Genomic DNA, 26,656 nt, shown 5'->3' with positions numbered 1-26,656 from the left:
CCTTGTGTTATTGAGTCGAAAAAATATTGCTATTTAGGCGCTTTTTCTCAATAAACCACGTTTTTTCAAGTGAACTAGCAAAATAGATATCGCTGCCGGAGTAATTCCAGATATGCGCGATGCCTGTCCTACGGTTTCTGGTTTGTGATTGTTGAGTTTAGCGATCACTTCATTTGAAAGTCCTGGTACTTCTTGATAATCAAGATCAAGAGGCAATAGTGAATTTTCATGGCGAATGGCTTTATCAATTTCGTCTTGTTGACGTTGTATATAACCAGAATATTTTACTTGAATTTGCACCTGCTCAGCAGCTTGTGGATCGTCAAGACCTGGACCAAACCCTTCTAACTGCATTAATTTACTGTAATCCATTTCAGGGCGACGCAGCAAATCTTCAAATGATGCTTCACGCGAAATAGGTGTATTTAATTGAGGGTTTAATACATCTAATAGCGGTGAATTAGGGTGTACCCATTGGCTACGTAAACGCTGTAATTCCAGCTCGATCGATTCTTTTTTCTTACTGAATAATTCCCAACGATTATCGTCAACCAAACCAAGTTCACGGCCTTTTTCGGTTAAGCGTAAATCGGCGTTGTCTTCACGCAGCAGTAAACGATACTCGGCACGGCTGGTGAACATGCGGTAGGGTTCTTTGGTACCAAGGGTTGATAGATCATCAACTAATACCCCAAGGTAAGCTTCATCGCGGCGTGGGCACCAAGTCTCTTTACCTTGCACCTGAAGTGATGCATTCATACCCGCTAATAACCCTTGTGCAGCGGCTTCTTCGTAGCCAGTAGTGCCGTTAATTTGGCCTGCAAAGAATAAACCTTCAATGGTTTTGGTTTCTAATGAATTTTTAAGATCGCGTGGATCAAAATAATCATATTCGATAGCGTAACCTGGACGAACGATTTCAGCATTTTCCATGCCTTTGATCGAACGCACTAAATTAAGTTGTACATCAAAAGGTAAGCTTGTTGAAATACCATTAGGGTAGATCTCATTGGTAGTTAACCCTTCTGGCTCGATAAAGATCTGATGCGATGACTTATCAGCAAAGCGGTGGATCTTATCTTCAATTGATGGGCAGTAACGAGGCCCAATACCTTCGATAACACCTGAATACATAGGGCTTCTGTCTAAGCCACCACGAATAATATCGTGGGTTTTTTCATTAGTGTGAGTAATAAAACATGAAATTTGTTTTGGATGCTGACTCACATCACCAAGAAATGACATAACAGGTAATGGCGTATCACCTTTTTGTTCTGTCATTTGTGAAAAATCAATGGTGTTGGCATCAATACGTGGCGGGGTGCCTGTTTTTAAACGACCTACACGAATAGGTAATTCACGTAAACGATTAGCTAATGCTATTGCTGGCGGATCGCCTGCACGGCCACCACTGTAATTTTGTAAACCAATGTGGATTTTACCACTTAAAAAAGTACCTGTCGTTAACACAACCGCGGGGGCTTCAAAGGCTAATCCCATTTGAGTAACAACACCAATAACTTTATTATTTTCAACAACTAAGTCGTCAACTGCTTGTTGAAAAATACGTAAGTTTGCTTGGTTTTGTAAAATATGCTGAATCTTTTGACGATACAGTGCTCGGTCGGCTTGAGCACGAGTTGCACGTACAGCCGGACCTTTACTTGAGTTTAACGTTCTAAATTGAATACCGGCAAAATCAGTGGCTGTAGCCATTGCGCCGCCTAATGCATCGATCTCTTTAACCAAATGTCCTTTACCAATACCACCAATGGCGGGATTACAAGACATTTGACCTAATGTGTCGATGTTATGGGTTAACAATAATGTTTTTGATCCCATTCTTGCAGCGGCTAGGGCTGCCTCTGTACCGGCATGACCACCACCAACGACAATTACATCAAACCGTTCATGAAAATGCATTATGCGACCTTTTATTGCTAAGAAAGTTAAATTCTGTTTGAAACATGATTCAAGCAGGACATTTTAGCACTTGCTTGTCTTAACGTGAATGATCATTTTTCATAGATTGATCAAGATGGCTTTGCTTAATAGATCTTAAAATCTTTATATAGATCTTTTTATTATGTTTACTATTAAGATCGTTGTTTTCTGTTAGTAACTCTATTTTTCTATTAAAATCAGTTAGTAGCAGTTCATTAAACCTGTGATCTGATCGCGATCAAACTCAATATAAGGTGGGGATAGATCGGGTAGTTATCCACAAGGGGGATCTTTAAGCAGATCGGGTTGTGAATAGTACAGAGTTATGATCGCTAAAAATAATAGCTTATCCACAAACTTATTATTAAAAATAGTAATTTGTGGATAAACCAGATCTAAATTGTGAGTTGTTGTTGGTTTATACAAAATAAGATCGTTAATTATGCCTGGTTTATTTTTTGCTGCCATTGCGATAACCACGCCAGCGCTGGTTCTTCAGGTACGGGATCTTGTTGAACATCAATTTGGATCTTATCCACAATTGGAGTTGATCCACACTGTAAAAGCAGATCGATTATTTTTTCAGGCCCTTGGCAAAATGTGTCGTAGCTCGAATCGCCAATGGCGCATAATGCATGTTGAACCGATGTTAGATCCGGCATATTGAGCATTAATTGTTTATAAAAAGGCACTATGTTGTCGGGTAGATCGCCTGCGCCATGGGTAGAACTAACGACGATCCATACTGAAAAGTCGCTTAATTGATCCCATTGTGGGTCAATAAATACCTCTGTTTGGTGGTTTAATTGGGTTAATTGTTCTGCCATTTCATCGGCGACATATTCTGAACTTCCCAATGTGGTACCCACTAATAATGCTATTTTTGCCATTTTTACTCCGAATTGTTGCTTAAACTGCTTGTTTAACAGCCCGTTTTAATGTGCTTTACGGTTATTTTACTCGCTCAATTGCGCTCGATGTTGGCTTATTTACACTTTTTACGCCTAAATAACCTGTTTATTTGGCCGTTTTATACTTTGTAGCGATAAAAAAACGAGCCCTAAAGGCTCGTTTTGAGTGAGTGTTAACACCTAATTAGTGTTAGTTGATCTTTAAATATTTTGCATGGAATCGCAGGTGTTCTTCAATAAAGGTCGCTATAAAGTAGTAGCTATGGTCATATCCTGGCTGCATTCGTAACTCGAGAGGATAGCCCTTTTGTTGGGCGACTTTTTCTAATGCGTGAGGTTTTAATTGCTCATCTAAAAAGTTGTCATTGCTACCTTGATCCACCAGCGCAGGCACAAATTGTTGGCTATTTTGCATTAATTCACAGCTATCATATTGTTGCCATTGCTGTTGATCATCGCCCAAATAACCACGGAATGCTTTAATTCCCCAAGGGCAATCCATTGGATTACAAATTGGGCTAAAGGCTGACACACTCGCAAATAGGTTTGGATTTTTTAATGCAATTGTTAAGGCGCCATGGCCGCCCATTGAATGGCCACTAATGCTACGTTGGTTAGTTACCGGAAAATGCGCTTCAATGATTGCTGGCAACTCTGACACCACATAATCATACATTTTATAATGCTGATCAAAAGGTGGTTTAGTGGCATTGAGGTAAAACCCTGCGCCTAAACCAAAATCATAAGCACCGTCTTTGTCGTCGGCAACGTTATTACCACGTGGGCTGGTGTCTGGTGCAACAATCGCTATACCTAGTTCAGCGGCAATGCGCTGTGCACCTGCTTTTTGCATAAAGTTTTCGTCAGTGCAGGTAAGCCCTGATAACCAATACAATACGGGTACATTTTGTTGTTCAGCTTGTGGCGGTAAGTAAATAGCAAATCGCATTGTGCAATTTAGTGCTGTTGAAAAATGAGTATATTGTTTATGCCAGCCACCAAATGCTTTGGTGTTGCTGATATTTTCAATGGTCATGGTGGATCCTCATAAAATAAATGCAGCTAATTAAAAATTAACTGCATTGTTTTTCTCTTTAAGATCAGCTTATTTATTAAAGTGAATAACGCTACGAATACTTTCGCCTTTATGCATTAAATCAAATGCATCGTTAATCCCTTCAAGGCCCATTGTGTGAGTAATAAAGTGGTCTAATTTAAATTCACCAGCTAAGTATTGCTCGACAATACCGGGTAATTCACTGCGCCCTTTAACGCCACCAAATGCGCTACCACGCCATACTCGTCCGGTCACTAATTGGAATGGACGGGTTGAAATTTCTTGGCCGGCACCCGCAACACCAATAATCACTGATTCGCCCCAACCTTTGTGGCAGCATTCTAACGCACTGCGCATCACGTTAACGTTACCGATACATTCAAATGAAAAATCAACGCCACCATCGGTCATTTCAACAATCACATCTTGGATTGGTTTATCAAACTCTTTAGGGTTTATGCAGTCTGTAGCACCTAACTTTTTAGCCAGTTCAAATTTAGATTCGTTTATATCAACACCAATAATTCGGCTCGCGCCCGCCATGGTTGCGCCAATAATGGCTGATAAACCAATGCCGCCTAGGCCAAAAATAGCTACGGTATCGCCTTTTTGTACTTTTGCTGTTTTTAGTACTGCGCCCATACCTGTTGTTACGCCGCAACCGAGTAAACACACTTCTTCAAGTGGTGCTGTTGGGTTTACTTTAGCTAATGAAATTTCTGGTAATACTGTGTATTCAGAAAAAGTTGAACAGCCCATATAGTGAAAAATAGGCTCGCCATCTTTAAAAAAGCGTGTCGTGCCATCTGGCATTAAGCCTTTACCTTGTGTGGCACGCACAGCGCTGCAAAGGTTGGTTTTGCCAGATGTACAGAATTTACATTCACCGCATTCAGCTGTGTACAGTGGAATAACATGGTCGCCCACTTTTACGCTGGTGACACCTTCGCCAACCATATGAACAATCCCGCCGCCTTCATGGCCAAGAATTGCTGGAAATACGCCTTCAGGATCATCGCCCGACAAGGTAAATGCATCTGTATGGCATACACCTGACGCCACGATACGCACCATGACTTCACCGGCTTTTGGGTACATAACATCGACTTCTTCAACCGATAATGGCTGACCGGGTCCCCAAGCAATGGCGGCTTTTGATTTAATAAATTGTGCTGACATAAATAGCTTCCTTAAACGTAAACACCATGAAATATGGATGATCAACATTACTAGGGCCTGTTGACCTTTCATGGTTGTTTTTGCAGCGAATTGTTGGCCATTACTCATATACAAGTGCGCGGCAGAGACTTTGAAGTGTAGTTATTCTACATAAAAAGTCGATAACGCAGTAAAAATGACCAACAAACGCTGCCCACAGGGTTCGGCTAAAAACGTTTTACTCTTTGTTGAATAGATTTTGCTTAGGTGGCTAGGCTTCAATCCATTCGCCTCGATTAAAACGTTTTTAACTCGAACAAAATTCAACCAGCAAAGGTCAACAGGCCCTAGTGTGTAGTGTATTTATCCATTGTATTTGTTTATCATCAAATGATAATCAGCTAGTTTTGTAAATGACTTTTACGAGAATGTAATAATGATGCAGTGGGAAGGGATTTTTGAGTTTGTTGCCGTGGCCGAAACCGACAGTTTTACTGCAGCGGGTAAACGTTTAAGTATTTCGACGGCGCAAGTGAGTCGCCAAGTAAGCCAACTTGAAAACCGTTTAAACACTAAATTGTTTTATCGCACCACACGCAAAGTATCGTTAACAGAAGAGGGCTCGGTTTATTATCAGCATTGTCGCCAGGTATTAGACAGTCTTGATGAAGCTGAGCGAGCCATTTCGAGCTTAAAAGATAAACCTCAAGGTTTAATACGCATGACCGCACCGGTAACCTACGGTGAAAAGTTTGTTATGCCGATTGTTATCGATTTTATGCAGCAGTATCGCGATATTGAAGTGGTGTGCGAATTAACCAACCGTCAGCTTGATCTTGTTGAAGGTGGTTTTGATTTAGCCATTAGGTTAGGGCGGTTAACTAATTCGTCAATGATGGCTAAGCGCTTAACTAATCGCAGCCAATATGTGTGTGCAGCACCAAGTTATATTGCTCAATTTGGGACGCCTTATACTTTATCCGAACTCAGTCAACATAATTGTTTAATTGGCAGTCACTCGCATTGGAATTTTATTGATCAAGGCAAACCTAAGGCCATTAAAGTCAGTGGGTCGTTAAGTTGCAGTAGTGGGTTAAGCTTATTATCTGCCGCTATTAAGGGGTTGGGGATTGTGCAGTTGCCCGGTTATTACGTTAACGATGCTATTGCTGTTGGGCAATTAGTGGTGTTACTCGCCCCATATCAACAACCCAAAGAAGGGATTTGGGCGTTATACCCACATAACCGTCATTTGTCACCTAAAGTGCGCTTGTTAGTGGATAAGTTATCACAAGAGCTTTAGCTTATTGGTGTGTCATTGTTTGGTAGTAGCGGTTTATTTGTGCTTTGGGCAAGCTCGATATTTTATTGATGATATCCAGGGTAATCAGATGCTTCGGCAATTGCTGCTGTAGTAGGCTAAGTTGATGTAACCAAAGATGGCTGGTCATGGTGGCGTCGGCTAAGGCGCGGTGAAACACACCATCGTTAGGCAGTTGGTGATAATTCACTAAGGTGCCGAGCTGATGATTCGGCGCATCTTGGCTTATTCGGCGTGATAACAATAATGAGCAGGCAAACTGGCCAGTGTAGTGCAGCTTATTATGCTTAAATTCGGCATCTAAGAATTTTTTATCAAAGCTGGCGTTGTGTGCCACTAAATTAAATCCATCAATGAACTTGGCAAATTGCCCCATAACTACTTTAGATGTAGGGGCATTTTTAAGCATGTTGTTGCTTATGCCTGTGTATTGTTCAATAAAGCTATTAACGCGCTTACCTGGGTTTATGAGTTCTTGAAAGGTGTCCACTATTTGGCCATCAACCAGTTTTACCGCACCAATTTCAATGGCTCTGTCACCATTGTCGGGTGATAAACCTGTGGTTTCAAAGTCGAGTACCACAACTTGATTGGCCAATGTCATGTGTTTTTTCCTTTGTTTACCAATACACTATTTACCAATACAGAAGGAGCTAAAGATTTTACCGAGCAAGTCATCTGACGTGAATTTACCGGTAATTTCTGATAGTGCCATTTGGCACATGCGTAACTCTTCGGCCAGCAGTTCACCAGCAAGATACACTTCAAGTTGTTCTTTACCCAGTTGTAGGTGGCTTGCGGCTAACTCTAACGCTTCTAAGTGACGACGGCGGGCAATAAAGCCGCCTTCTAAATTACTTTGATAGCCCATAAGTGTTTTAAGGTGCTGTTTTAACTCGTCAACCCCAAGGCCCGTTTTGGCAGAGATACGGTAAACATCGTATCCTTGCTCTTGTGACATTTCGAGTGTTTCGCCGGTTAAATCTGCTTTGTTACGCACAACGGTAACACCTAATCTTGAGGGTAAACGGTCAATAAAATCAGGCCATATATGATGTGGGTCAACCGCATCAGTGGTGGTGCCATCAACCATAAACAACACTCTATCTGCGCTCGCTATTTCTGCCCACGCTCGCTCAATACCAATTTGCTCAACGGTATCTGTGGTGTCGCGTAATCCTGCGGTGTCGATAATATGCAGTGGCATGCCATCAAGATGGATATGCTCTCGTAGTACGTCTCGGGTGGTGCCGGCTATTTCAGTCACAATGGCTGACTCTTTACCTGCAAGGGCATTAAGTAAACTTGATTTGCCGGCATTTGGACGCCCAGCAATGACGACTTTCATGCCTTCACGTATAATTGAACCTTGCTTTGCACTGGCTTGGACAGTAGTGAGTTTGTCGATAATTCGATATAAGGCACTGGCAATTTTACCGTCTGATAAAAAGTCGACTTCTTCATCGGGAAAATCAATCGCAGCTTCTACATATAAACGCAGGTTAGTGACTTGCTCAACCAGTTCATGTACCTCTTTTGAAAACTCACCTTGTAGTGATTGCAATGCACTTTTTGCCGCTTGCTCACTGGTGGCATCAATTAAATCGGCAATGGCTTCTGCTTGAGTTAAATCGAGTTTGTCATTCATAAACGCTTGCTCACTAAACTCGCCAGGTTTAGCAATACGAATACCATCAATCTCTAATACGCGTTTAATTAGCATGTCGAGTACGATTTGGCCACCATGACCTTGTAGCTCTAATACATCTTCGCCAGTAAACGAATTTGGACCTTTAAAAAATAGCGCTATCCCCTGGTCTATCACCTGGCCATCGTGGCTATTAAAATCACAATATTCGGCATAACGGGTTTTAGGTACATGACCAATAATGGCGTTGGCTACATTGGCAGCTAAGTCGCCAGATACACGAATAATACCCACTCCACCACGACCTGGTGCTGTGGCTTGCGCTACGATAGTGTCTGTTGTCACGGTAAATACCTGCTAAATCATTAAAGGAAAAGGCGGCTTATAAGCCGCCTTTTTATTCATTTAACTACTGAATGAGTTAACTGTTGAGCTTGGGCTTATTTTAAGCCTTTTTTCTCAAGACCTGCATAAATAATCTTTTGCTGAGTAATTGCGACTAAGTTACCCACTAGCCAGTAAAGTACTAGACCTGCTGGGAACCATAGGAAGAACACAGTAAAGATGACTGGCATCCATTGCATCATTTTCACTTGCATTGGATCCATTGTTGGTGCCATTGGCTGCATTTTTTGCATCAGCCACATTGATACACCCATTAATAATGGTAATACATAGTATGGATCTTGTACTGATAAGTCATCTATCCATAACATGAAGGGTGCATGACGCAGTTCATAGCTTTCGAGTAATACCCAGTATAATGCGATGAAGATTGGCATCTGTAACAAAATAGGTAAGCAGCCACCCATTGGGTTTACTTTTTCTTTTTTGTACAGTTCCATCATGGCCTGACCCATCTTTTGACGGTCATCACCAAAGCGTTCTTTCATCTCCGCCAATTTGGGCTGTAGATTACGCATTTTAGCCATTGAGCTGTATTGTGCTTTGGTTAATGGATATAACAAACCACGTACGGTTAAGGTGATTAAAATAATCGCCATACCCCAGTTACCCACAAACGATTGGTAGAACATCAATAACCAATGAATAGGTACAGCTAGCCACCACAAGAAGCCATAATCAACCACTAGGTTTAAGGTTTCAGAAATAGCAGAAAGGGCTTTTTGGTTTTTAGGGCCAACATAAAATTGTGAACTAATTTTTTGTGTTGTGCCTGGTGCAATATCATATACCGCGCCACGGAAACCGATGTTAGCTAAGCCACCAGCACTTACACTTGAGAAGATGGTGTTTGAATCAGTCGCCGGTGGGATCCAGGCTGATACAAAGTAGTGCTGTAACATTGCAGCCCAACCACCTAGTGTTGCTTTGCCTAGGTTTTTGTCTGCCATGTCTTCAAAACTATACTTTTCGTAGCGAGTATCTTGCGTTGAGAACGCTGCACCACGATAGGTTGGCATCATCATGCTGCTTTCAGATTCTCTAATGGTCTGTTTAATTTGACCATACATTTGCACTTGTAATGCTGTATCTGAAGTGTTGTTAATACTGTAATCAACGCCTACATCATACTGACCACGGGTAAAAGTAAAGGTCTTAACGTATGTGACACCGTCTTCAGCTGTATAGGTTAATGGTACAGACAGTGTGTCTTGACCGTCAGCTAAAGTGTAATTGGTTTGTTGCGCGGTAAAGGCGGCACGGCCTTTGGCACTACTATCAATACCGTTACGACCAATTAAGCCACTTTGTGCTATATAAGTATGATTATTGGTTTGTTCAAGAATGATAAAAGGATCATCCTTATCAATTTCAACTTTGTGCGTAACAAGTGCGGCATAAACAATGTCACCACCGACTGGGCTGATTTTAATATCGAGCTGATCAGTGCTAACGGTAATTAAATTTTTTGTCGCTGGCATATCCACTGGCATACCAGTCGAGTCTGCTTCTGGAACATCTGCACCGTTAATGGTTGCAGTGTTTGTTTGGGTAACAGTTTGTTGTGCTACCGGTTTAGGTGCTTTATCTGTTTGCCATTGTTGCCACATTAAAAAGCTGACAAACAGCAAGCCGATTAGCAATATATTGCGTTGAGATTCCATAGCCTATTTATTACACCTGTCATTTTTAGGGGGGACGGGATCGCTACCGCCGGGATGTAAAGGGTGACATTTTAATATGCGTTTGATTGCAAACCAACTACCTTTCACTGTTCCATGCGTTTTTATTGCTTCAATTGCATAATAAGAACAAGTTGGATCGAACCGACACTTCGGTCCCAGTAAAGGGCTTATAAAAATTTGATAACCACGGATAACCGTGGTTGCTAGCCATTGTAACGGCGACTGAGTTTTCGCCATAGCTTTTCTATCAATTTGTGTAGTTCTGCATTTTCCATTTCCATCACGCCATTTCTGACTAATACTACGATGTCGATATTAGGAATATCGTGTTGATGTAAACGAAAACTATCTCTAATCACGCGCTTAATACGGTTACGTTGGTTAGCACGTTTAACAAAACGTTTGGCCACAGTTAACCCTAAGCGAGGATGTAGCTCAGAATTTGGAATAGCGAGCAGAGTTATTTCAGCAGAGGATGCTTTGATTGGATTGGAGAATACAGATTTAAATTGCGCGGGAGTTAACAAACGTAACTCCCGCGTAAAGGTATAGCTAGTCACCTAGTTATCTACTTACGCAGATAAACGAGCGCGACCTTTCGCACGACGACGTGCAAGCACCTTACGGCCACCTGCTGTAGCCATACGAGCGCGGAAGCCGTGAGAACGCTTGCGCTTCAGGTTGCTAGGTTGAAAAGTACGTTTACTCATGATGGCAATCCGTCTTTGTTAGTGAATTTACCTTAACTCCAACATTAGAGGTAAGGGCAAAAAAGAGGCCGAATTGTAATCACTTTAATTACTATCGTCAATAACGAAAGTGGTTATATGATGAATTTCTGCCAATCTTTCTTTGACTCTGTAAATAAAAAAGCACAACAATATGTGGATAAGTCTGTGTACAGACACTATATATTGTGGATTTATACTTGTTACAGCAGATCAAAGCTGGCGTATTATAGATCAATGTGGATCCGTTAATAAAGCTGGATTTGCATGATATTCATAATAAATGGATCAAATTTGATCCACTGGGATCCTTTTTATACACACAGAATGATCTTGCTGGGGATAATTCTGTTTTTAAGGATAGCGATCATTGTGATCTCACTATAGAATACACTTCCTTTGACTAAAGATATTTGGGGATAAATAAGTGGCGGTTTCACTTTGGCAACAATGTATCGGCAGACTGCAAGACGAATTATCAGCTCAGCAGTTCAGTATGTGGATCCGTCCGTTACAAGCTGAAATGGATGGTGATACGTTGGTGTTGTATGCGCCAAATCGTTTCGTGCTGGACTGGGTACGCGATAAGTACATTAATATCATAAATCAATTTTTCACTGAACAAATGGGCAGTGATGCACCTAAGTTGCGTTTTGATATTGGTAGTCGTCCGTCTGCACGCCCTGTCGCTCAAGCCCCAATTGCCGCTAAGCCTGTGAGTAACCAAACAAGAGCACAAGTTGGTACGACATCATTTAATACTCAGGCTGAACCCATCGTTAATGCTAATCACCGCAGTAACATTAATCCGACCTATCAGTTTGATAACTTCGTTGAGGGTAAATCAAACCAACTTGGTAAAGCGGCCGCATTACAAGTTTCTGAAAACCCTGGTGGTGCGTATAACCCATTGTTTTTATATGGCGGCACAGGTTTAGGTAAAACTCATTTATTGCATGCCGTCGGTAACGGGATCATTAAAAATAATCCCAATGCTAAAGTGGTGTATATGCATTCTGAGCGTTTTGTACAGGACATGGTCAAAGCCTTACAAAATAACGCCATTGAAGAATTTAAACGGTATTACCGTAGTGTCGATGCTTTGTTTATCGACGATATTCAATTTTTTGCTAACAAAGATCGCTCTCAAGAAGAGTTTTTTCATACCTTTAATGCGTTATTGGAAGGTAATCACCAAATTATTTTAACTTCAGACCGTTATCCTAAAGAGATCGACGGGGTAGAAGATCGCTTAAAGTCTCGCTTTGGTTGGGGGTTAACGGTTGCCATTGAGCCACCAGAATTAGAAACCCGCGTGGCGATTTTAATGCGTAAAGCTCAGGAGAGTGGCATTAACTTGCCTGATGAAGTGGCTTTCTTTATTGCTAAGCGTTTACGTTCAAACGTACGCGAACTTGAAGGCGCATTAAATCGTGTTATAGCTAACGCTAACTTCACTGGTCGGCCAATTACCATTGATTTTGTTCGCGAAGCATTACGTGATCTCTTGGCACTGCAAGAAAAATTAGTCACTATAGACAATATTCAGAAAACCGTTGCTGAATATTACAAAATTAAAATGGCAGATATGCTATCTAAACGTCGTTCACGTAGTGTGGCAAGGCCACGACAAGTGGCGATGGCGCTATCTAAAGAACTCACTAACCAAAGTCTGCCTGAAATTGGCGATGCTTTTGGTGGTCGTGATCATACGACGGTATTACATGCTTGTCGTAAAATTGCGCAACTGCGTGAAGAAAGTCATGACATTAAAGAAGATTACGCTAACTTGATTAGAACTTTGTCTTCTTAATTCAGGGAATGTAGAACGATGAAATTTTCAATTGATAGGGATGCCCTATTAAAACCGCTGCAACTGGTGTGTGGAGCGGTAGAACGCAGACATAATCTACCCATTTTAGCCAACTTGCTAGTAGAGGTTAGTGAAGACTCACTTAAGCTGACAGGAACAGATTTAGAAGTTGAGTTAGTCGGTCAGGCGGCAATTCATGGCGAAATAGAGATTGGCCGCACAACTGTGCCAGCTAAAAAACTGCTCGACATTGTTAAGTCGCTACCTGAACAAAGCGAGCTAAAAGTTGAGCAGCAAGATAATAAATGGTTACTACGCTCTGGTCGCAGTCGTTTCTCATTGGCAACACTACCGGCTGAAGACTACCCTAATGTTGAAGCATTCCAAGCAGATATTGAATTTAGCCTCAAGCAAGGTGTGCTGAAGTCAATTATCGATTCAACCCAGTTTTCAATGGCTAACCAAGATGTGCGTTATTACCTCAATGGTTTATTGTTTGAAACCGAAGGTAACGTGTTGCGAGCGATTGCTACCGATGGGCACCGTCTAGCATTGAGCCATCGTAATGTTGATGTCACACTGCCCGAAAAACAAGTGATTGTGCCTCGTAAAGGGGTTGTTGAAATGGCCCGTTTGCTTGAAAGCGACGACCAGGACATTACCATTGCTATTGGCGACAACGCGATTCGCGCGATTACCAGTTCTGCAGTCTTTACCAGTAAGTTGGTTGACGGCCGTTTTCCTGATTATCGTCGGGTGTTACCAAAAGGTGGCAACAAGGTGGTTATTGCCAGCCGTAATCAATTAAAACAAGCGTTAACCCGTGCCTCTATTTTATCGAATGAAAAATTCCGCGGTGTGCGTATACAGCTTGAACCTGGTTTATTAAAGATTACCGCCAATAACCCTGAGCAAGAAGAAGCCGAAGAAATTATTGATATTGAATACGATTCAGACAAGCTTGAGATTGGTTTTAATGTGAGTTATTTGCTCGATGTACTCAATAATTTGGCCAGTGATGATGTGCGTATCACCCTGATTGATGGTAATTCGAGTGCGTTAATTGAGAACCACAAAGAAGAAGATTCTATGTATGTGGTGATGCCAATGCGTTTGTAATACGTTATTGGGTATAAACTAAATGAAAGGTGCTGTTAAGCACCTTCTTTGTCTCTACCGCTTTATTTGGCTATCACAATAGGTGTTCATGAGTTTATCGCGTATTACCATTGGTTCATTTCGAAACATTACCACCGCAACACTTAATCCTAGTGACGGATTAAATTTGATCTATGGTCAAAATGGCAGCGGTAAAACCAGTGTTTTAGAGGCGATTTACTTTTTAGGGATGGGGCGTTCGTTTCGTAGCCATTTATCGCAACGGGTCATTAATAATGATGACGACAAACTCACCCTGTTTGCCAACCTTATTCAAGACGAAAATGACTGTAAAATAGGCCTTAGACGGCATAGAAGTGGCGACATTGAAGTTAAAATTAATGGCGAGAAAGTAAAACGCTTATCTACATTGGCAGAAACCTTACCTATTCAAGTTATTACTCCAGAAAGTTTTTCTCTATTGTTTGAAGGGCCAAAAGCCCGTAGGCAATTTATTGATTGGGGGGCATTTCATTCTGACCCGCATTTTTATCAAGCATGGGTGAATGTTCGCAAGGTATTAAAGCAACGCAATCAGTTGCTTAGAAATCAATCACCTTATAGCCAAATACAATTTTGGGATAAGGAGCTGGTGCGGTATGCTGAACAAGTTACCGACATACGAAATCAATATGTAGACTCGTTAAATGAGCTACTTAAGGGTATAATCGGAAGGTTTTTACCTCAGGTTGATATTAAGGTTTCTTTTACCCGAGGATGGGACAGCAAAACGGATTTTTCGCAATTACTTGAAAATCAATATTCGCGAGATATTGCCGCAGGTAACACGGGGAGCGGGCCTCATAAAGCAGACTTACGTTTGCGAGTGGGTAATTTGCCTGTTCAAGATGCGCTATCCCGTGGACAATTAAAATTATTAGTCTGTGCACTGCGTATTGCACAGGGAAAGTTGCTCAAACAACAACTAAATAAAAACAGTATTTATTTAGTAGACGATTTACCGTCAGAGTTGGATGCACAGCATAGGCAGCTATTGCTTCAGCAGTTAACCGAAACCGGTGCGCAAATTTTTGTCACCGCAATTGATCCGCTAGCAATAGTCGATTCGTTATCTCGCCCTCCCAACAGGATGTTTCATGTGGAGCATGGGCAGGTAACGGTTATTGAATAACAACGAGAGAGAAATATGTCAGAGAATAGTTACGATTCTTCGAGTATCAAGGTATTAAAAGGCCTTGATGCAGTCCGTAAGAGACCTGGTATGTACATTGGTGATACTGATGACGGCACGGGTCTTCATCACATGGTATTCGAAGTGGTCGATAACTCTATCGATGAAGCTTTAGCCGGCCATTGTAGCGATATCACCATTACTATTCACTCAGACGGTTCTGTTTCTGTAAAAGATGATGGTCGTGGTATTCCTGTCTCTATTCATGAAGAAGAAGGTGTATCTGCTGCTGAAGTTATCATGACGGTATTACATGCTGGCGGTAAATTTGATGATAACTCGTATAAAGTATCGGGTGGTCTTCACGGCGTGGGTGTGTCGGTTGTTAACGCCTTATCAGAAAAATTACAGCTAACGATTCGTCGTGCCGGTAAAATTTACGAGCAATTTTATACTCATGGTGTACCGAACGAACCGATTAAAGAAATTGGCGATGCCGTTAAAACCGGTACCGAAATTCGTTTTTGGCCAAGTGCTCAAACCTTTTCGGATGTTGAGTTTCACTTTGATATTTTAGCTAAGCGTGTACGTGAGTTGTCTTTTTTAAACTCAGGTGTTGGTATTCGTTTAGTTGACGAGCGCGATAACAAAGATGAGTTCTTTAAATACGAAGGCGGTATTAGTGCATTTGTGCATTACCTCAACCGCAATAAGACTCCAGTAAATAAAGATGTGTTCCATTTCTCACAAGAGCGTGAAGACGGCATTACCGTTGAAGTCGCAATGCAATGGAACGATGGTTATCAAGAAAACATTTTCTGTTTTACCAATAACATTCCACAGCGTGACGGTGGTACTCACTTAGCGGGTTTTCGCGGTGCGTTGACCCGTAACCTAAACACTTACATGGAACGTGAAGGGTACAACAAAAAAGGCAAAACGAATGCAACCGGTGACGATGCACGTGAAGGCTTAACTGCGGTTATATCGGTAAAAGTGCCGGATCCTAAGTTTAGCTCACAGACTAAAGACAAATTAGTGTCTAGCGAAGTGAAAAGCGCTGTTGAGCAAACCATGGGTGAGCAGTTGAATGATTACCTATTAGAAAATCCTGCCGATGCTAAATTAATTGTTGGTAAAATTGTTGATGCTGCTCGCGCACGCGAAGCTGCTCGTAAAGCGCGTGAAATGACTCGTCGTAAAGGCGCATTAGATTTAGGCGGCCTGCCGGGCAAACTGGCTGACTGCCAAGAGAAAGACCCAGGTCTTTCTGAAATATACATAGTGGAAGGTGACTCTGCTGGCGGTTCAGCCAAGCAGGGACGTAACCGTAAAAACCAAGCAATTTTGCCTCTAAAAGGTAAAATCTTAAACGTTGAAAAAGCGCGTTTTGACAAAATGTTATCGTCACAAGAGGTGGCCACCTTAATTACTGCATTAGGTTGTGGTATTGGTCGCGACGAATACAACCCAGATAAAACTCGTTACCATAACATCGTTATCATGACCGATGCTGACGTCGACGGCTCGCACATTCGTACTTTGCTGTTGACCTTCTTTTTCCGTCAAATGCCTGAATTGATTGAACGTGGGTATGTGTATATTGCCCAGCCACCACTGTATAAAGTGAAAAAAGGCAAACAAGAACAATACTTAAAAGATGAACTTGCGCTGACTGAATACCTAACAACACAAGCGTTGGAAGGCACTCATATTTACCCAAGCCAAGGTGCGCCCGGGATGAGCGGTGAGCCTTTAGAGCGTTTGGTTAATCAGTATCGTGAAGTTGAAAAAATCGTTAAACGTCTAGAAAAACGTTTCCCGATGAACTTAACCGATCGCATGTTATATCACCCAGAAGTGACGTTAGCGATGCTAGGCGATGAAGCGCAAATGACGGCATGGTGTAAAGCCTTTATTGACGATCTCGTTGAGCGTGAAAGTAGTGGTATTATTTTTTCTGCTAACGTGATTTTAGATCCAGAGCGTAAAGTGTATATCCCAAATGTGACGATTCGTAAGCATGGCATTGATACCAGCTTCTTATTTGGTTACGACTTTTTTACTTCAACTGATTATGTGCGAATTGCCAAATTGGGCGCTGCACTTAACGGTATGATTGAAGAGGGTGGTTACGTTCAGCGTGGTGAGCGGGTTAAAGAAGTCGAAAGCTTCTTAGAAGCGTTAGACTGGACCATGAGTGAAGCCAAACGAGGCTTATACATACAGCGTTATAAAGGATTGGGTGAAATGAACCCAGAGCAATTGTGGGAAACGACAATGGATCCTGAATCTCGCCGTATGTTACGCGTTACTATTGAAGATGCGGTAGCGGCAGATCAATTGTTTACCTGCCTAATGGGTGACCAAGTTGAGCCTCGTCGAGAGTTTATTGAAACTAACGCATTGAACGTTGCTAACTTAGATGTGTAAATTTTTTTAGTGAAAAAGGGTGCCAAATGGCACCCTTTTTTGTATTTATTGCTATGGTTATAATAGTGTTTATTTAATTGCTTATAAGGTTCGTTTCTGTGGTTACTGGTTTATTTAAAAAATTATTCAATATTCGTGACCGCACCGAACAAGTTAAATTTACGGGCAAAACGTCTGGTGAAAAACGTCAGCAAACAAGTCAGAAAAAGTTTAGCCCGGTTATTGAGGTCAGTCCTAAATTAGCTGCAGAATCGCAGCTTGATTTATCTGCATTGTTTTACAGTTTATTGTTTACGACTAATCACACAGGCTCAGAGGGTATTGCCAATAACCTTGAGCGTAATGTAATGCAAAGTATTGAGTTGGCGTTAAGCTCGCCTCAAGATATTGCTGAAAATGTATTAAAGCTGCCTAATAAAATTCTGGAACTAGATAAAAAACTTGCTGACGATGAGATAGATATTCAAGAGTTAATTCTGCTTATCGAGCAAGATCCACTGCTGTGTGTCGAAGTACTTAAGTTATGTAATTCACCTGCTTTTAAAAGAGCAGAAAACGATGTAACAAGTATTCAGCAAGCTTTAGTGCTTGTAGGACGAGTGCAGTTGCGGCAATTTATTACAACGTGTTTGGCACGTGAATTAATCGATATTAAGCCAATTTATTTTAGACGATTTGGTGCTGAAGTGTGGCGACATTCAATGCAGGTCGCATTTTTAGCGAGTGAGCTGGCTCCTAAAGAGCAGCGCGATAGTATTTTTATATTAGGGCTACTGCATGATGTAGGCAAAATTGCCATATTCAAATTATTGCTAGACGCCTTTTATCAGGCAGAACCTGGTGAGCAGCCAAACTCTGCGTTGTTTAAGCAGGTAATGACCACCAAATCACTTACCTTAAGTGCATTATTAGCGCGTTATTGGCAGCTTCCATCGCACTTTGAAACCCCTTTAAATGTGTTAGCTAATACCCATGTTAAGCCTAGCGACGATATTGCGTTAATTATTTGGAAAGCGAATATTATTAGCGAATGTTCTATGTTGCTGCAGTTTGATAAATTACCTCACTCTGCGTTAGTGGTTTTATTAGCGCAAGTAGAATTAACTGAAGAAGAGTTTTCTGAGTTACACCAAAAATTAATAAAATTTTAGTGTGTTATACCAATCTGCACAAAATGTGATCATGCTTACTGGCTAACATCGTTTATCACTTTGTTATAAATGTTGACGCTAGAACAACTTTATTCCTTGTTTTAAGCGATTTTTGCTACGCAATCGCTGATCACTTATTTATTCTTGATTGGTATTAATTATTTTAGATAAGCAATAAAAAAGCGCCTTTCGGCGCTTTTTATTGCAGACATTTCACCTTATTGTAGCAGTGAAATATCCGCGACATGTAAAAACTGCTCACGAAGATTCGTTAATAACGCAAGGCGGTTATTTTTTAATGCTTCATCGTCAGCCATTACCATTACATCTTCAAAGAACAAATCCACGCTTTCACGTAAATCGGCCAATAATGTTAATGCTTGCTGGTAATCCGCATTGGCAAATAACGGTGCCAACTGGGGTTGTAACTGCGCGAGTTTATCAGCTAACGCTTTTTCAGCGGTTTCAGCCAATAGTGCTTGGTTGATGTTTGCCGGCAATTCGCCTTCAACTTTGGCCAAGATGTTAGACACACGCTTATTGGCCGCAGCTAGTGCTGTAGAGGCCTCTAATCCGCGGAAATGTGAAACTGCTTTAACGCGACTGTCAAAATCTGCAGGACGGGTTGGGCGACGAGCCAATACTGCTAAAATCACATCAACTTGAATGCCTTTGTCTTGATACCAGCTACGGAAACGCGCCATTAAAAACTCAAGCACGTCTTCGGCAGTACTTACATTGCTAACATTCTCACCGTGTAACGCTTGTGCTTTAGCAATTAAGTCGACTAAATCCAGTGGTAAGTTGTTTTCAACAATAATACGTAAAATACCAATAGCAGCACGGCGAAGTGCGAAAGGATCTGCAGCACCTTTAGGGGCTTGGCCAATACCAAAGATTCCCACTAAGGTATCTAGCTTTTCAGCCAAGGCAACCGCGCATGACACGCTTGCCGTTGGTACCGTGTCGCCAGAAAACTTGGGTTTGTATTGCTCTTCTAAAGCAATAGCAACGGCATCTGTTTCACCGTCTAGGCGAGCATAATGCATTCCCATGGTGCCTTGGGTGTCAGTAAACTCCATCACCATGTTGGTCATTAAGTCGGTTTTAGACAATAGGCCGGCGCGGCTTGCATCAGCACTGTTGGTGTTTACACCTTGGCTATTAAGCTCGGTAGCAATAAACCCTGCTAATTCAGAAATACGTTCAACTCGCGCTTTTAAGGTACCAAGTTGTTTTTGAAACACCACGGTTTCTAGGCTAGTTAAACGTGACTCTAGAGTGTGTTTTTTATCTGTATTAAAGAAGAATTCAGCATCGGCTAGGCGAGGACGAACGACCTTTTCGTTACCAGCAATAATCTGTTGTGGATCTTTAGATTCTATATTGGTGACAAAGATAAAGTTAGGTAATAACTTGCCAGTGTTATCAAATACTGGGAAGTATTTCTGATCGCCTTTCATGGTGTAAACCAGTGCTTCAGAAGGTACGGCTAAAAACTTTTCTTCAAAGTGAGCGGTTAACACAATTGGCCATTCAACCAATGAGGCCACTTCTTCAAGTAAGTCTTCTTGTATATCGGCTACGCCACCAATCTTAGCCGCTGCGGCTTCTGCATCTGCTTTGATTATTGATTTACGTAAATGGAAGTCAGCTAGTACTTTTCCTTGCTCTTTTAGTGCAGCTAAATAGTTGTCGGCATGGTCTAGCTCAAACGTGGCTTGGCCCATAAAGCGATGACCACGAATAACTCTATCTGACTTAATGCCGAGTAATTCACCATCAACTAACTCGCTGCCTAGTAACATGGTTATTGTGTGTACTGGGCGAATAAATTGGGTTTTATTACTGCCCCAGCGCATTGGCTTGGGGATAGGCAGTTTATCAAGTGCACGTTGTGCCATGTCTGCAATCAGGCTTTTTGTGTCTACACCAACAATTTTTGCCTGATGAACTAGCCATTCGCCTTTGTCGGTGACTAGGCGTTCAGCTTGGTCAACGGTAATACCGTTACCACGTGCCCAACCTTGTGCCGCTTTTGTTGGGTTGCCGTCTGCATCAAATGCCGAACTCACTGCTGGACCACGTTTTTCAACGACTTTATCTGCTTGCGCTTGAGCTAAGCCAATAATGTTAATGGCTAAACGGCGAGGTGCTGCATACCAAAGAGCAGAGTCAAAAGGTAAGTCTGCTTTGGTGAGTTCATCGGTAAAGTTTGCTAAAAAAGATTCGGCCAAAGTACGTAGTGACTTTGGCGGTAACTCTTCGGTACCCACCTCAATGAGTAAGTTTTCAAATTTCATTGGTTACCTCTACTTACACATAGGGAAGCCAAGTGCTTCACGTGCTTGATAATAAGATTCTGCTACACCTTTGGCCATGGTACGTACACGCAAAATATAGCGTTGACGTTCAGTGACCGAAATGGCGTGGCGAGCATCAAGTAAGTTGAAAGCGTGCGACGCCTTCATGACTTGCTCGTAAGCAGGTAGTGGTAGAGGTTTTTCTAGCGATAATAAGTGCTGGCACATTTTTTCGCATTGATCGAACAGGGTAAACATAAAGTCTACATCGGCATGTTCGAAGTTATATGTCGATTGCTCGACTTCATTTTGATGGAATATGTCACCATAGGTCACTCGTCCAAGTGGGCCATCGGTCCAAACAAGATCGTATACACTGTCGACTTCTTGTATGTACATGGCTAAACGCTCAAGGCCATAAGTGATTTCGCCGGTGACAGGACTGCATTCAAGACCACCGACTTGCTGGAAGTAAGTAAACTGCGTTACTTCCATACCGTTAAGCCACACTTCCCAACCTAAACCCCAAGCACCTAATGTTGGAGATTCCCAGTTATCTTCTACAAAGCGAATATCGTGTATTTTAGTATCGATACCTAAGGCTTCTAGTGAGCCTAAATAAAGCTCTTGAATGTTATCTGGTGATGGCTTTAGTACTACTTGGAACTGGTAGTAATGTTGTAAGCGGTTTGGGTTTTCACCGTAGCGGCCATCGGTTGGACGGCGAGACGGTTGCACGTATGCGCTACTCATTGGCTCTGGGCCTAATGAGCGTAAGAACGTCTGTGGGTGGAAAGTCCCTGCGCCAACTTCCATATCTAGAGGCTGGACAATTGCGCAACCTTGCTGCGCCCAATATTCCTGAAGGGTTAGGATGAAACCCTGAAATGTCTTTACGTCGTGTTTCGTCGTCATGTCTACTGCTATCAGGCTATTAATAGAAAATGGTAATGATTATACCTTGTAGAGCAAGGCAGATGTAGGTTATTTTTTAACGTATGAATAAAAACGTTAATGGAACCATACCATGCAAGTTAACCGATGTGGCTGGGTAAGTGAAGATCCTTTATATCAAGATTATCACGATAAGGTTTGGGGCCGGCCTGAATACGATGCCAAGCAGTTGTTTGCCAAGCTATGTTTGGATGGTCAGCAAGCCGGTTTGTCGTGGATTACCATTTTAAAAAAACAGCAAAACTATGAGCTATTGTTTGCTGGTTTTGAGCCTAGTTTGATTGCTGAGTTTGACCAAGACAGAGTTGAAGCATTAATGCTAGAGCCTGGGATTGTGCGTAACCGATTAAAAATAAACTCGATCATCAAAAACGCTAAAGCGTATTTGGCATTTGTTGAACAGGGGAATGATTTTTCGGCTTTTTTATGGAGCTTTGTGGGTGGTGCTCCGAAGGTGAATCAGTTTACCTCATTAAGCCAGGTACCGGCACAAACCCCAGAGTCTGAGGCGATGTCTAAGGCGTTAAAAAAACTTGGTTTTAACTTTGTTGGTCCCACAATTTGTTATGCCTTTATGCAGGCTGTTGGGATGGTAAACGATCATACTACAGACTGTCATTGTCACGGCCAGTATTAGTTTATTATACCAATTAAAAAGGGTGTTCCACGTGGAACACCCTTTTTTTGTGTAGAGATTAACCGTTAGTTTTTTTCAAAGAAAAATGGCTTACGTTTATGTTTATCACCATTAAGTTGATTCATTGTTTCTGAATCAAATAACTTACCGTTAATCATGGTGTATGTCACTTTGTCGGTACTGCGGATATCGGCTAATGGATTACCATCTATCACGATTAAATCAGCAAGCTTACCTACTTTAATCGATCCTAATTGATGGTCCATGCCAAAGGTGGTTGCTGGATTTATGGTTGCCGTTTTCAGTACGTCCATATTAGTCATGCCGCCTTGTGCAAACATCCACATTTCCCAATGAGCCGCTAAACCTTCACGCTGTCCATGAGCACCAATATTTACTTTCACACCTAAATCATTAAGCTCGTTTGCAACTCTGGCAACATTAAAATGGTTATAGTGTTCATCTGGTGCGGTGGTTCTGCGCATTGAGCGTGCATCTAAAATGTCATGTGGTACGTACATGCTTAAACGTGGATGAGCCCAGACATCGGTTTTGTCGTACCAGTAATGTTCACCCGATATGCCCCCATAAGACACAACAAGTGTTGGCGTGTAGTTAACTTTGGTCTGGCTCCAAAATTGCTTAATGTCACTGTAAATAGATGCCACAGGTAATGAGTGTTCTAAGGTGGTGTGTCCATCAGCCGCCATTGACAAGTTGTGCTGTAATAAACTACCACCCTCAGGTACTACCATCATTTCAAGTTCTCGCGCAGCGGCAATAATTTGCTGACGTTGATCTCGACGAGGTTGGTTGTAGCTTTTAACACTGAATGCGCCGACTTTTTTAAGACGCTCTAGGTGAAACTTGGCATCGTCTAATGAATCAACATGCGAGGTGTAACCGGGTAGGTTTGCACCATACAAAATGGTACCGGTGGAGAAAATACGTGGGCCAACAATTTTGCCCGCTTTTTGTTGCTCAGACGCGGCAAAAATTTCGGTAGTATCATTTGATGGGTCATGAATAGAAGTAACCCCAAGGGATAAGCCAGAATATAAAGCCCAGTTTTGCTGCGGGATAATTTCATCGTCTGCTTGACCACCATGGGCATGTGCATCAAATAAGCCAGGCATAATGGTTTTGCCACTAATATCGATTACTTGGGCATTTTCAGGAATTGCGGTATTTGAGTCTCCAACACTGACAATCTTGTTGTCTTTTACGATAACGACACCATTATCAATCACCTGATCGTTTTCCATGGTGATAACTTTACCACCGGTAAACGCCACTGTTCCACGTGGAACATCAGCTTTATCTTTAAACCCTATTGGCGTTATTTGAGGATCAACTTTTGTATCAGATTTAGTATATTGAGTGTCTACATCGGCTTGATATAGTTCAGGGCCTAATGTCCAGTACAGTTGATTATTTTTACCGTTCCAGCTAATACTTTCTCCCGCACGAGCACTTAACTGAGTGATAGGTAAGTTTGTTGCTTTAGGTCCAATGGCGATGGTTTCGCCGTGCTTAGCAAACGGAGTGACATATACTCTAAAGCGTTCTGCGAATGCGAGATGCTCCCCATTAGGTGATAAACGAAACTCTGTGGCGTGGTCGCTAGTGTAGTGGGTACGCTTTTCAAAACCATTCATGCCGATTGAAGCAAACTCAGGCGTTTTACCAAAGTCCATAAAGTACACTCGGTCTGAATCTGCACCAAATTGTGGTTGGTGACCGCTGGCGGTTAGCTTGGTAGTTTTTTTACCTTTGATATCGACTTTGTATAAACCCGGCTCTTGTGACCAGGTGCGTGGTGTCATATAACCGCCACGTGCTTTACGATAAACAATATAGTCGCCATTAGGAGAGAAGGTTGGCTCAACGTATTTACCTGGCTCACTGGTTAATACTTTGGCTTTACCGCCTCGTGCACTGATCACACTCACGCTACCTTGTTGTTGGTCATTCCAGGTTGTAAATACAATGTCTTTACCGTCGCGTGACCACTGCGGAAATAGCTCATTAATATCATCATCTAAACGAGTAAGGCGCTTATGTTTACCGTCTTTGATATCGCGGATCCAAATTTTACCTAAGGCTTCAAATACCACTTTTTCACCGTCAGGTGATACTTGTGCCATACGTAACATTTTTACATCAAAATCATCCTGATCAAGGTTTTGTGTAAAGCGCACAGCAGGTTGAATGTCGCGTTGCGTTTTGATGCTAAAGGGAATGTCTGTAATTTGCTTACTGTTAACATCAAGCTGATTAATTTTGCCTTTGGCCCAAAATATTATGTGCTTGTTGTCTTTGGTCCACGACATGGTTGGGTACACACCATGAATTGCCCATGTTTCTTGCATATCCCGATCAAGTTTGTCATAGAGTTTTGTTTCTTCACCAGACTTTAAATCAAGTGAATACAGTGTCGACTGAAAACCATCGCGTTTAATGTAAGCCATGGTTTTACCGTCTGGACTTGGCGTTGGGCGGATTGCACCACCGGTACCTTCAATCAATACTTCGATATCGCCAGTTTGGGTGTCATAACGCTTAATTTTGTAGATGCCTTTTACTGAGTCTTTTGAGTAGTGAAAGGTTTTACCTGGCGTTGCGTCCTGGCTAAAGTAAATGTAGCGGCCGTCTGGTGAGTAGGCCGGCTCACCTAAATCCTTTTGTTCGTTTGGGCGCTCGGTTAATTTAACACCTTCACCGCCAGCCACGTGATACATCCAAACTTCACCAGCACCTAAGCTGCGTGTGCCAGTAAAATGTTTACGTGCCACTAGGTACTGAGAATCTGGGCTCCAAGCTGGGCTATTCAGTAATCTGAAGGTTTCTTTAGTGACTGGATGTGGATTTGAGCCATCTGCGTTCATAACCCAAATATTATCGCCACCATCTTCATCACTTGTGAAGGCAATGTATTTTCCATCAGGGCTGTAAACAGGCTGCATTTGCCAGGCGATTCCCTGCGCTAATGGTTTGGCTTCGCCGCCCGAGATTGGCATTTGATAAATATCACCTAGTAGGTCAAATACGATATGTTTACCGTCTGGCGATACGTTAACATTCATCCATGTGCCTTCCGTCACATTGATGTCAATTTGAGTTAGTGGTGCTTTTTCTGGTGCATTGACTTGCCATTTGGCTTTTTCGTCTTCGGCAAAGGCAATATTAGAAAGCCCCAGAGAAAGGGCCACAGCTGTATAAAGTGGAGTTATTTTTTGCGTTAACATGGCGTAGATTATCCGTTGTCGTTTTACTTTTGTGGATTTAATCAAGCTCAATACTCGTCTAATTTTATGATGTACAATAGAATTAGACCATTCGTATATGGCTTTATTGCGAGTGTTTTTTTTAGAATGACCCTTTATCGCATAATTCGTCGATGAGGTGTACAACAAATCTGTTTCAATTGATGACAGAGGTTAACAAAAATGCCTATTAGTGATTAACAGGCATTAAGTTATGGCTGGTAGAGTTTAGTACAAAAAATGTGATGAGGTCGTAATGCTAGTCGATGGTGATGATGTCATTAGGTTGTATTATTCCCGCTTGAATTACACGACAAGTCACACCACCACGCCAGTCTGGTGTTAATGCTTGTTCTAGTCCTGTATGAGCCATTTCCATTTTTTTACATGGATCGGTCTCTCCTGTGATTTCAAGTTTTAACTCTGTACCAATTGAAATCGTTTTACCCACATCATCAGCACTAAATTCATAACCATCAATTAATAGATTTGCTCTTCGTGTTAACCAATCTAAATCAGCATTAACTTGTTGACAGGCTTTTTGCCATTGCTGTTTTGACATGACGGTCACTTGTCGTTTTCCAGGTCGACCAAAAATATCGTTTTCGACTCCGCGCTCTAATGTCACATTGGCACAAAATGTCGGTTTCATTACGCCGCGTTTTGCTGTTTTATACGCAATCGCTTCCAATGTGATGTTCATCAATTACAGTCCTTTCTTTAATAAATAATGGTATGGCGTTTTGCTCGTATCACTGGCAACTAGGGTATGGTCCATGAATTCACAAAAACTTGGAATATCTCTAGTGGTGGCTGGATCATCTGCAATGATTAATAAGGTTTCACCTTCAGCCATTTTGCGAACGGTTTTACGGATCATCATTACAGGTTCTGGGCAGCGTAAACCAAGTGCATCGAGTTGGTGTTGTGCTTGAGCGTAAATATTAGTCAT

Annotated in this window: 22 protein-coding genes; 7 read left to right on the top strand and 15 right to left on the bottom strand. The window is 41.9% G+C overall.

Features of this window, described 5'->3' with window-relative positions; genetic code table 11:
• Positions 1 to 33: 33 nt before the first annotated feature.
• The 4 genes from mnmG to L2703_RS11845 all read right to left on the bottom strand — a co-directional run bounded on the left by mnmG (position 34) and on the right by L2703_RS11845 (position 5,091).
• Positions 34 to 1,923, bottom strand: a complete 1,890-nt coding sequence (mnmG, locus tag L2703_RS11860; RefSeq protein WP_248971303.1) for a tRNA uridine-5-carboxymethylaminomethyl(34) synthesis enzyme MnmG — start codon at positions 1,921 to 1,923, stop codon at positions 34 to 36.
• Positions 1,924 to 2,384: 461 nt separating this feature from the next.
• Positions 2,385 to 2,834 (bottom strand): FMN-binding protein MioC, encoded by a 450-nt coding sequence (mioC, locus tag L2703_RS11855; RefSeq protein ID WP_248971302.1) that lies wholly within the window; start codon positions 2,832 to 2,834, stop codon positions 2,385 to 2,387.
• 211 nt (positions 2,835 to 3,045) lie between these two features.
• Positions 3,046 to 3,891, bottom strand: coding sequence for an S-formylglutathione hydrolase (gene fghA, locus L2703_RS11850; protein WP_248971301.1), 846 nt, complete (start codon positions 3,889 to 3,891; stop codon positions 3,046 to 3,048).
• A 69-nt stretch (positions 3,892 to 3,960) separates the two neighbouring features.
• A complete protein-coding gene (locus L2703_RS11845; RefSeq protein WP_238107395.1) occupies positions 3,961 to 5,091 on the bottom strand; it encodes an S-(hydroxymethyl)glutathione dehydrogenase/class III alcohol dehydrogenase in 1,131 nt (376 codons plus the stop codon).
• A gap of 415 nt (positions 5,092 to 5,506) precedes the next feature.
• Between L2703_RS11845 and L2703_RS11840 the strand changes: the two genes are divergently transcribed.
• A complete protein-coding gene (locus L2703_RS11840) occupies positions 5,507 to 6,373 on the top strand; it encodes a LysR substrate-binding domain-containing protein (protein ID WP_248971300.1) in 867 nt (288 codons plus the stop codon).
• Between the two features lies 1 nt (position 6,374).
• Here the strand turns inward: L2703_RS11840 and L2703_RS11835 are convergent, their stop codons facing one another.
• From L2703_RS11835 to rpmH, 6 genes are all read right to left on the bottom strand, one after another.
• The gene (locus L2703_RS11835) at positions 6,375 to 6,995 is read right to left on the bottom strand and encodes a 3'-5' exonuclease (protein WP_248971299.1); all 621 of its coding nucleotides are present in this window, start codon (positions 6,993 to 6,995) and stop codon (positions 6,375 to 6,377) included.
• Positions 6,996 to 7,022: 27 nt separating this feature from the next.
• The gene (gene mnmE, locus L2703_RS11830; RefSeq protein WP_248971298.1) at positions 7,023 to 8,384 is read right to left on the bottom strand and encodes a tRNA uridine-5-carboxymethylaminomethyl(34) synthesis GTPase MnmE; all 1,362 of its coding nucleotides are present in this window, start codon (positions 8,382 to 8,384) and stop codon (positions 7,023 to 7,025) included.
• A gap of 95 nt (positions 8,385 to 8,479) precedes the next feature.
• A complete protein-coding gene (gene yidC / locus L2703_RS11825) occupies positions 8,480 to 10,108 on the bottom strand; it encodes a membrane protein insertase YidC (protein WP_248971297.1) in 1,629 nt (542 codons plus the stop codon).
• 3 nt (positions 10,109 to 10,111) lie between these two features.
• Positions 10,112 to 10,366, bottom strand: coding sequence for a membrane protein insertion efficiency factor YidD (yidD, locus tag L2703_RS11820; RefSeq protein WP_188739966.1), 255 nt, complete (start codon positions 10,364 to 10,366; stop codon positions 10,112 to 10,114).
• A complete protein-coding gene (rnpA, locus tag L2703_RS11815; RefSeq protein ID WP_248971296.1) occupies positions 10,333 to 10,689 on the bottom strand; it encodes a ribonuclease P protein component in 357 nt (118 codons plus the stop codon). Before rnpA ends, yidD begins: the two co-directional genes overlap by 34 nt.
• 12 nt (positions 10,690 to 10,701) lie before the next feature.
• Complete coding sequence (rpmH, locus tag L2703_RS11810) at positions 10,702 to 10,839, bottom strand: 50S ribosomal protein L34 (protein WP_011070423.1); 138 nt, start codon at positions 10,837 to 10,839, stop codon at positions 10,702 to 10,704.
• Positions 10,840 to 11,284: 445 nt separating this feature from the next.
• Between rpmH and dnaA the strand changes: the two genes are divergently transcribed.
• The 5 genes from dnaA (at position 11,285) to L2703_RS11785 (ending at position 18,544) form a co-directional block, all read left to right on the top strand.
• A complete protein-coding gene (gene dnaA, locus L2703_RS11805; RefSeq protein ID WP_248971295.1) occupies positions 11,285 to 12,670 on the top strand; it encodes a chromosomal replication initiator protein DnaA in 1,386 nt (461 codons plus the stop codon).
• 18 nt (positions 12,671 to 12,688) lie between these two features.
• Positions 12,689 to 13,789 (top strand): DNA polymerase III subunit beta, encoded by a 1,101-nt coding sequence (gene dnaN / locus L2703_RS11800; protein WP_248971294.1) that lies wholly within the window; start codon positions 12,689 to 12,691, stop codon positions 13,787 to 13,789.
• 88 nt (positions 13,790 to 13,877) lie between these two features.
• Complete coding sequence (gene recF, locus L2703_RS11795) at positions 13,878 to 14,960, top strand: DNA replication/repair protein RecF (protein ID WP_248971293.1); 1,083 nt, start codon at positions 13,878 to 13,880, stop codon at positions 14,958 to 14,960.
• A 15-nt stretch (positions 14,961 to 14,975) separates the two neighbouring features.
• Entirely contained in the window at positions 14,976 to 17,393 is a 2,418-nt protein-coding gene (gyrB, locus tag L2703_RS11790) for a DNA topoisomerase (ATP-hydrolyzing) subunit B (protein WP_248971292.1), read from the top strand.
• 98 nt (positions 17,394 to 17,491) lie between these two features.
• On the top strand, positions 17,492 to 18,544 hold the full coding sequence (locus L2703_RS11785; RefSeq protein WP_248971291.1) for an HDOD domain-containing protein: 1,053 nt from the start codon (positions 17,492 to 17,494) through the stop codon (positions 18,542 to 18,544).
• A 218-nt stretch (positions 18,545 to 18,762) separates the two neighbouring features.
• Here L2703_RS11785 and glyS read toward each other — a convergent pair whose 3' ends face one another.
• Positions 18,763 to 20,847, bottom strand: coding sequence for a glycine--tRNA ligase subunit beta (gene glyS / locus L2703_RS11780; protein WP_248971290.1), 2,085 nt, complete (start codon positions 20,845 to 20,847; stop codon positions 18,763 to 18,765).
• A gap of 9 nt (positions 20,848 to 20,856) precedes the next feature.
• The gene (gene glyQ, locus L2703_RS11775; RefSeq protein WP_248971289.1) at positions 20,857 to 21,762 is read right to left on the bottom strand and encodes a glycine--tRNA ligase subunit alpha; all 906 of its coding nucleotides are present in this window, start codon (positions 21,760 to 21,762) and stop codon (positions 20,857 to 20,859) included.
• 112 nt (positions 21,763 to 21,874) lie between these two features.
• Here glyQ and L2703_RS11770 point away from each other — a divergent pair, with 112 nt between their 5' ends.
• Positions 21,875 to 22,438 carry a DNA-3-methyladenine glycosylase I gene (locus L2703_RS11770; RefSeq protein ID WP_248971288.1) on the top strand — a complete coding sequence of 188 codons (564 nt, stop codon included), beginning with the start codon at positions 21,875 to 21,877 and terminating at the stop codon, positions 22,436 to 22,438.
• 65 nt (positions 22,439 to 22,503) lie between these two features.
• Here L2703_RS11770 and L2703_RS11765 read toward each other — a convergent pair whose 3' ends face one another.
• From L2703_RS11765 to tusA, 3 genes are all read right to left on the bottom strand, one after another.
• The gene (locus L2703_RS11765) at positions 22,504 to 25,686 is read right to left on the bottom strand and encodes an amidohydrolase family protein (RefSeq protein ID WP_248971287.1); all 3,183 of its coding nucleotides are present in this window, start codon (positions 25,684 to 25,686) and stop codon (positions 22,504 to 22,506) included.
• Between the two features lie 277 nt (positions 25,687 to 25,963).
• Positions 25,964 to 26,407 (bottom strand): MOSC domain-containing protein, encoded by a 444-nt coding sequence (locus L2703_RS11760; protein ID WP_248971286.1) that lies wholly within the window; start codon positions 26,405 to 26,407, stop codon positions 25,964 to 25,966.
• 3 nt (positions 26,408 to 26,410) lie between these two features.
• Positions 26,411 to 26,656 carry a sulfurtransferase TusA gene (gene tusA / locus L2703_RS11755; protein ID WP_248971285.1) on the bottom strand — a complete coding sequence of 82 codons (246 nt, stop codon included), beginning with the start codon at positions 26,654 to 26,656 and terminating at the stop codon, positions 26,411 to 26,413.

Origin of the sequence: Shewanella basaltis (assembly GCF_023283885.1) — a bacterium.
GTDB classification, from domain to species: Bacteria; Pseudomonadota; Gammaproteobacteria; order Enterobacterales; family Shewanellaceae; genus Shewanella; species Shewanella basaltis.
The sequence above is the reverse complement of the archived record's forward strand: the minus strand, read 5'-3'. Positions and strand labels throughout refer to the sequence as shown.

Excerpts from the sequence above, each read along its gene's own strand:
- rpmH (WP_011070423.1), bottom strand. The coding sequence starts at position 10,839 with ATGAGTAAACGTACTTTTCAACCTAGCAACCTGAAGCGCAAGCGTTCT.
- L2703_RS11770 (WP_248971288.1), top strand. The coding sequence starts at position 21,875 with ATGCAAGTTAACCGATGTGGCTGGGTAAGTGAAGATCCTTTATATCAA.
- glyS (WP_248971290.1), bottom strand. The coding sequence starts at position 20,847 with ATGAAATTTGAAAACTTACTCATTGAGGTGGGTACCGAAGAGTTACCG.
- gyrB (WP_248971292.1), top strand. The coding sequence starts at position 14,976 with ATGTCAGAGAATAGTTACGATTCTTCGAGTATCAAGGTATTAAAAGGC.
- dnaN (WP_248971294.1), top strand. The coding sequence starts at position 12,689 with ATGAAATTTTCAATTGATAGGGATGCCCTATTAAAACCGCTGCAACTG.
- yidC (WP_248971297.1), bottom strand. The coding sequence starts at position 10,108 with ATGGAATCTCAACGCAATATATTGCTAATCGGCTTGCTGTTTGTCAGC.
- L2703_RS11760 (WP_248971286.1), bottom strand. The coding sequence starts at position 26,407 with ATGAACATCACATTGGAAGCGATTGCGTATAAAACAGCAAAACGCGGC.
- L2703_RS11845 (WP_238107395.1), bottom strand. The coding sequence starts at position 5,091 with ATGTCAGCACAATTTATTAAATCAAAAGCCGCCATTGCTTGGGGACCC.
- mnmG (WP_248971303.1), bottom strand. The coding sequence starts at position 1,923 with ATGCATTTTCATGAACGGTTTGATGTAATTGTCGTTGGTGGTGGTCAT.
- fghA (WP_248971301.1), bottom strand. The coding sequence starts at position 3,891 with ATGACCATTGAAAATATCAGCAACACCAAAGCATTTGGTGGCTGGCAT.
- glyQ (WP_248971289.1), bottom strand. The coding sequence starts at position 21,762 with ATGACGACGAAACACGACGTAAAGACATTTCAGGGTTTCATCCTAACC.
- yidD (WP_188739966.1), bottom strand. The coding sequence starts at position 10,366 with ATGGCGAAAACTCAGTCGCCGTTACAATGGCTAGCAACCACGGTTATC.
- L2703_RS11765 (WP_248971287.1), bottom strand. The coding sequence starts at position 25,686 with ATGTTAACGCAAAAAATAACTCCACTTTATACAGCTGTGGCCCTTTCT.
- mioC (WP_248971302.1), bottom strand. The coding sequence starts at position 2,834 with ATGGCAAAAATAGCATTATTAGTGGGTACCACATTGGGAAGTTCAGAA.
- L2703_RS11840 (WP_248971300.1), top strand. The coding sequence starts at position 5,507 with ATGATGCAGTGGGAAGGGATTTTTGAGTTTGTTGCCGTGGCCGAAACC.
- recF (WP_248971293.1), top strand. The coding sequence starts at position 13,878 with ATGAGTTTATCGCGTATTACCATTGGTTCATTTCGAAACATTACCACC.
- tusA (WP_248971285.1), bottom strand. The coding sequence starts at position 26,656 with ATGACTAATATTTACGCTCAAGCACAACACCAACTCGATGCACTTGGT.
- L2703_RS11835 (WP_248971299.1), bottom strand. The coding sequence starts at position 6,995 with ATGACATTGGCCAATCAAGTTGTGGTACTCGACTTTGAAACCACAGGT.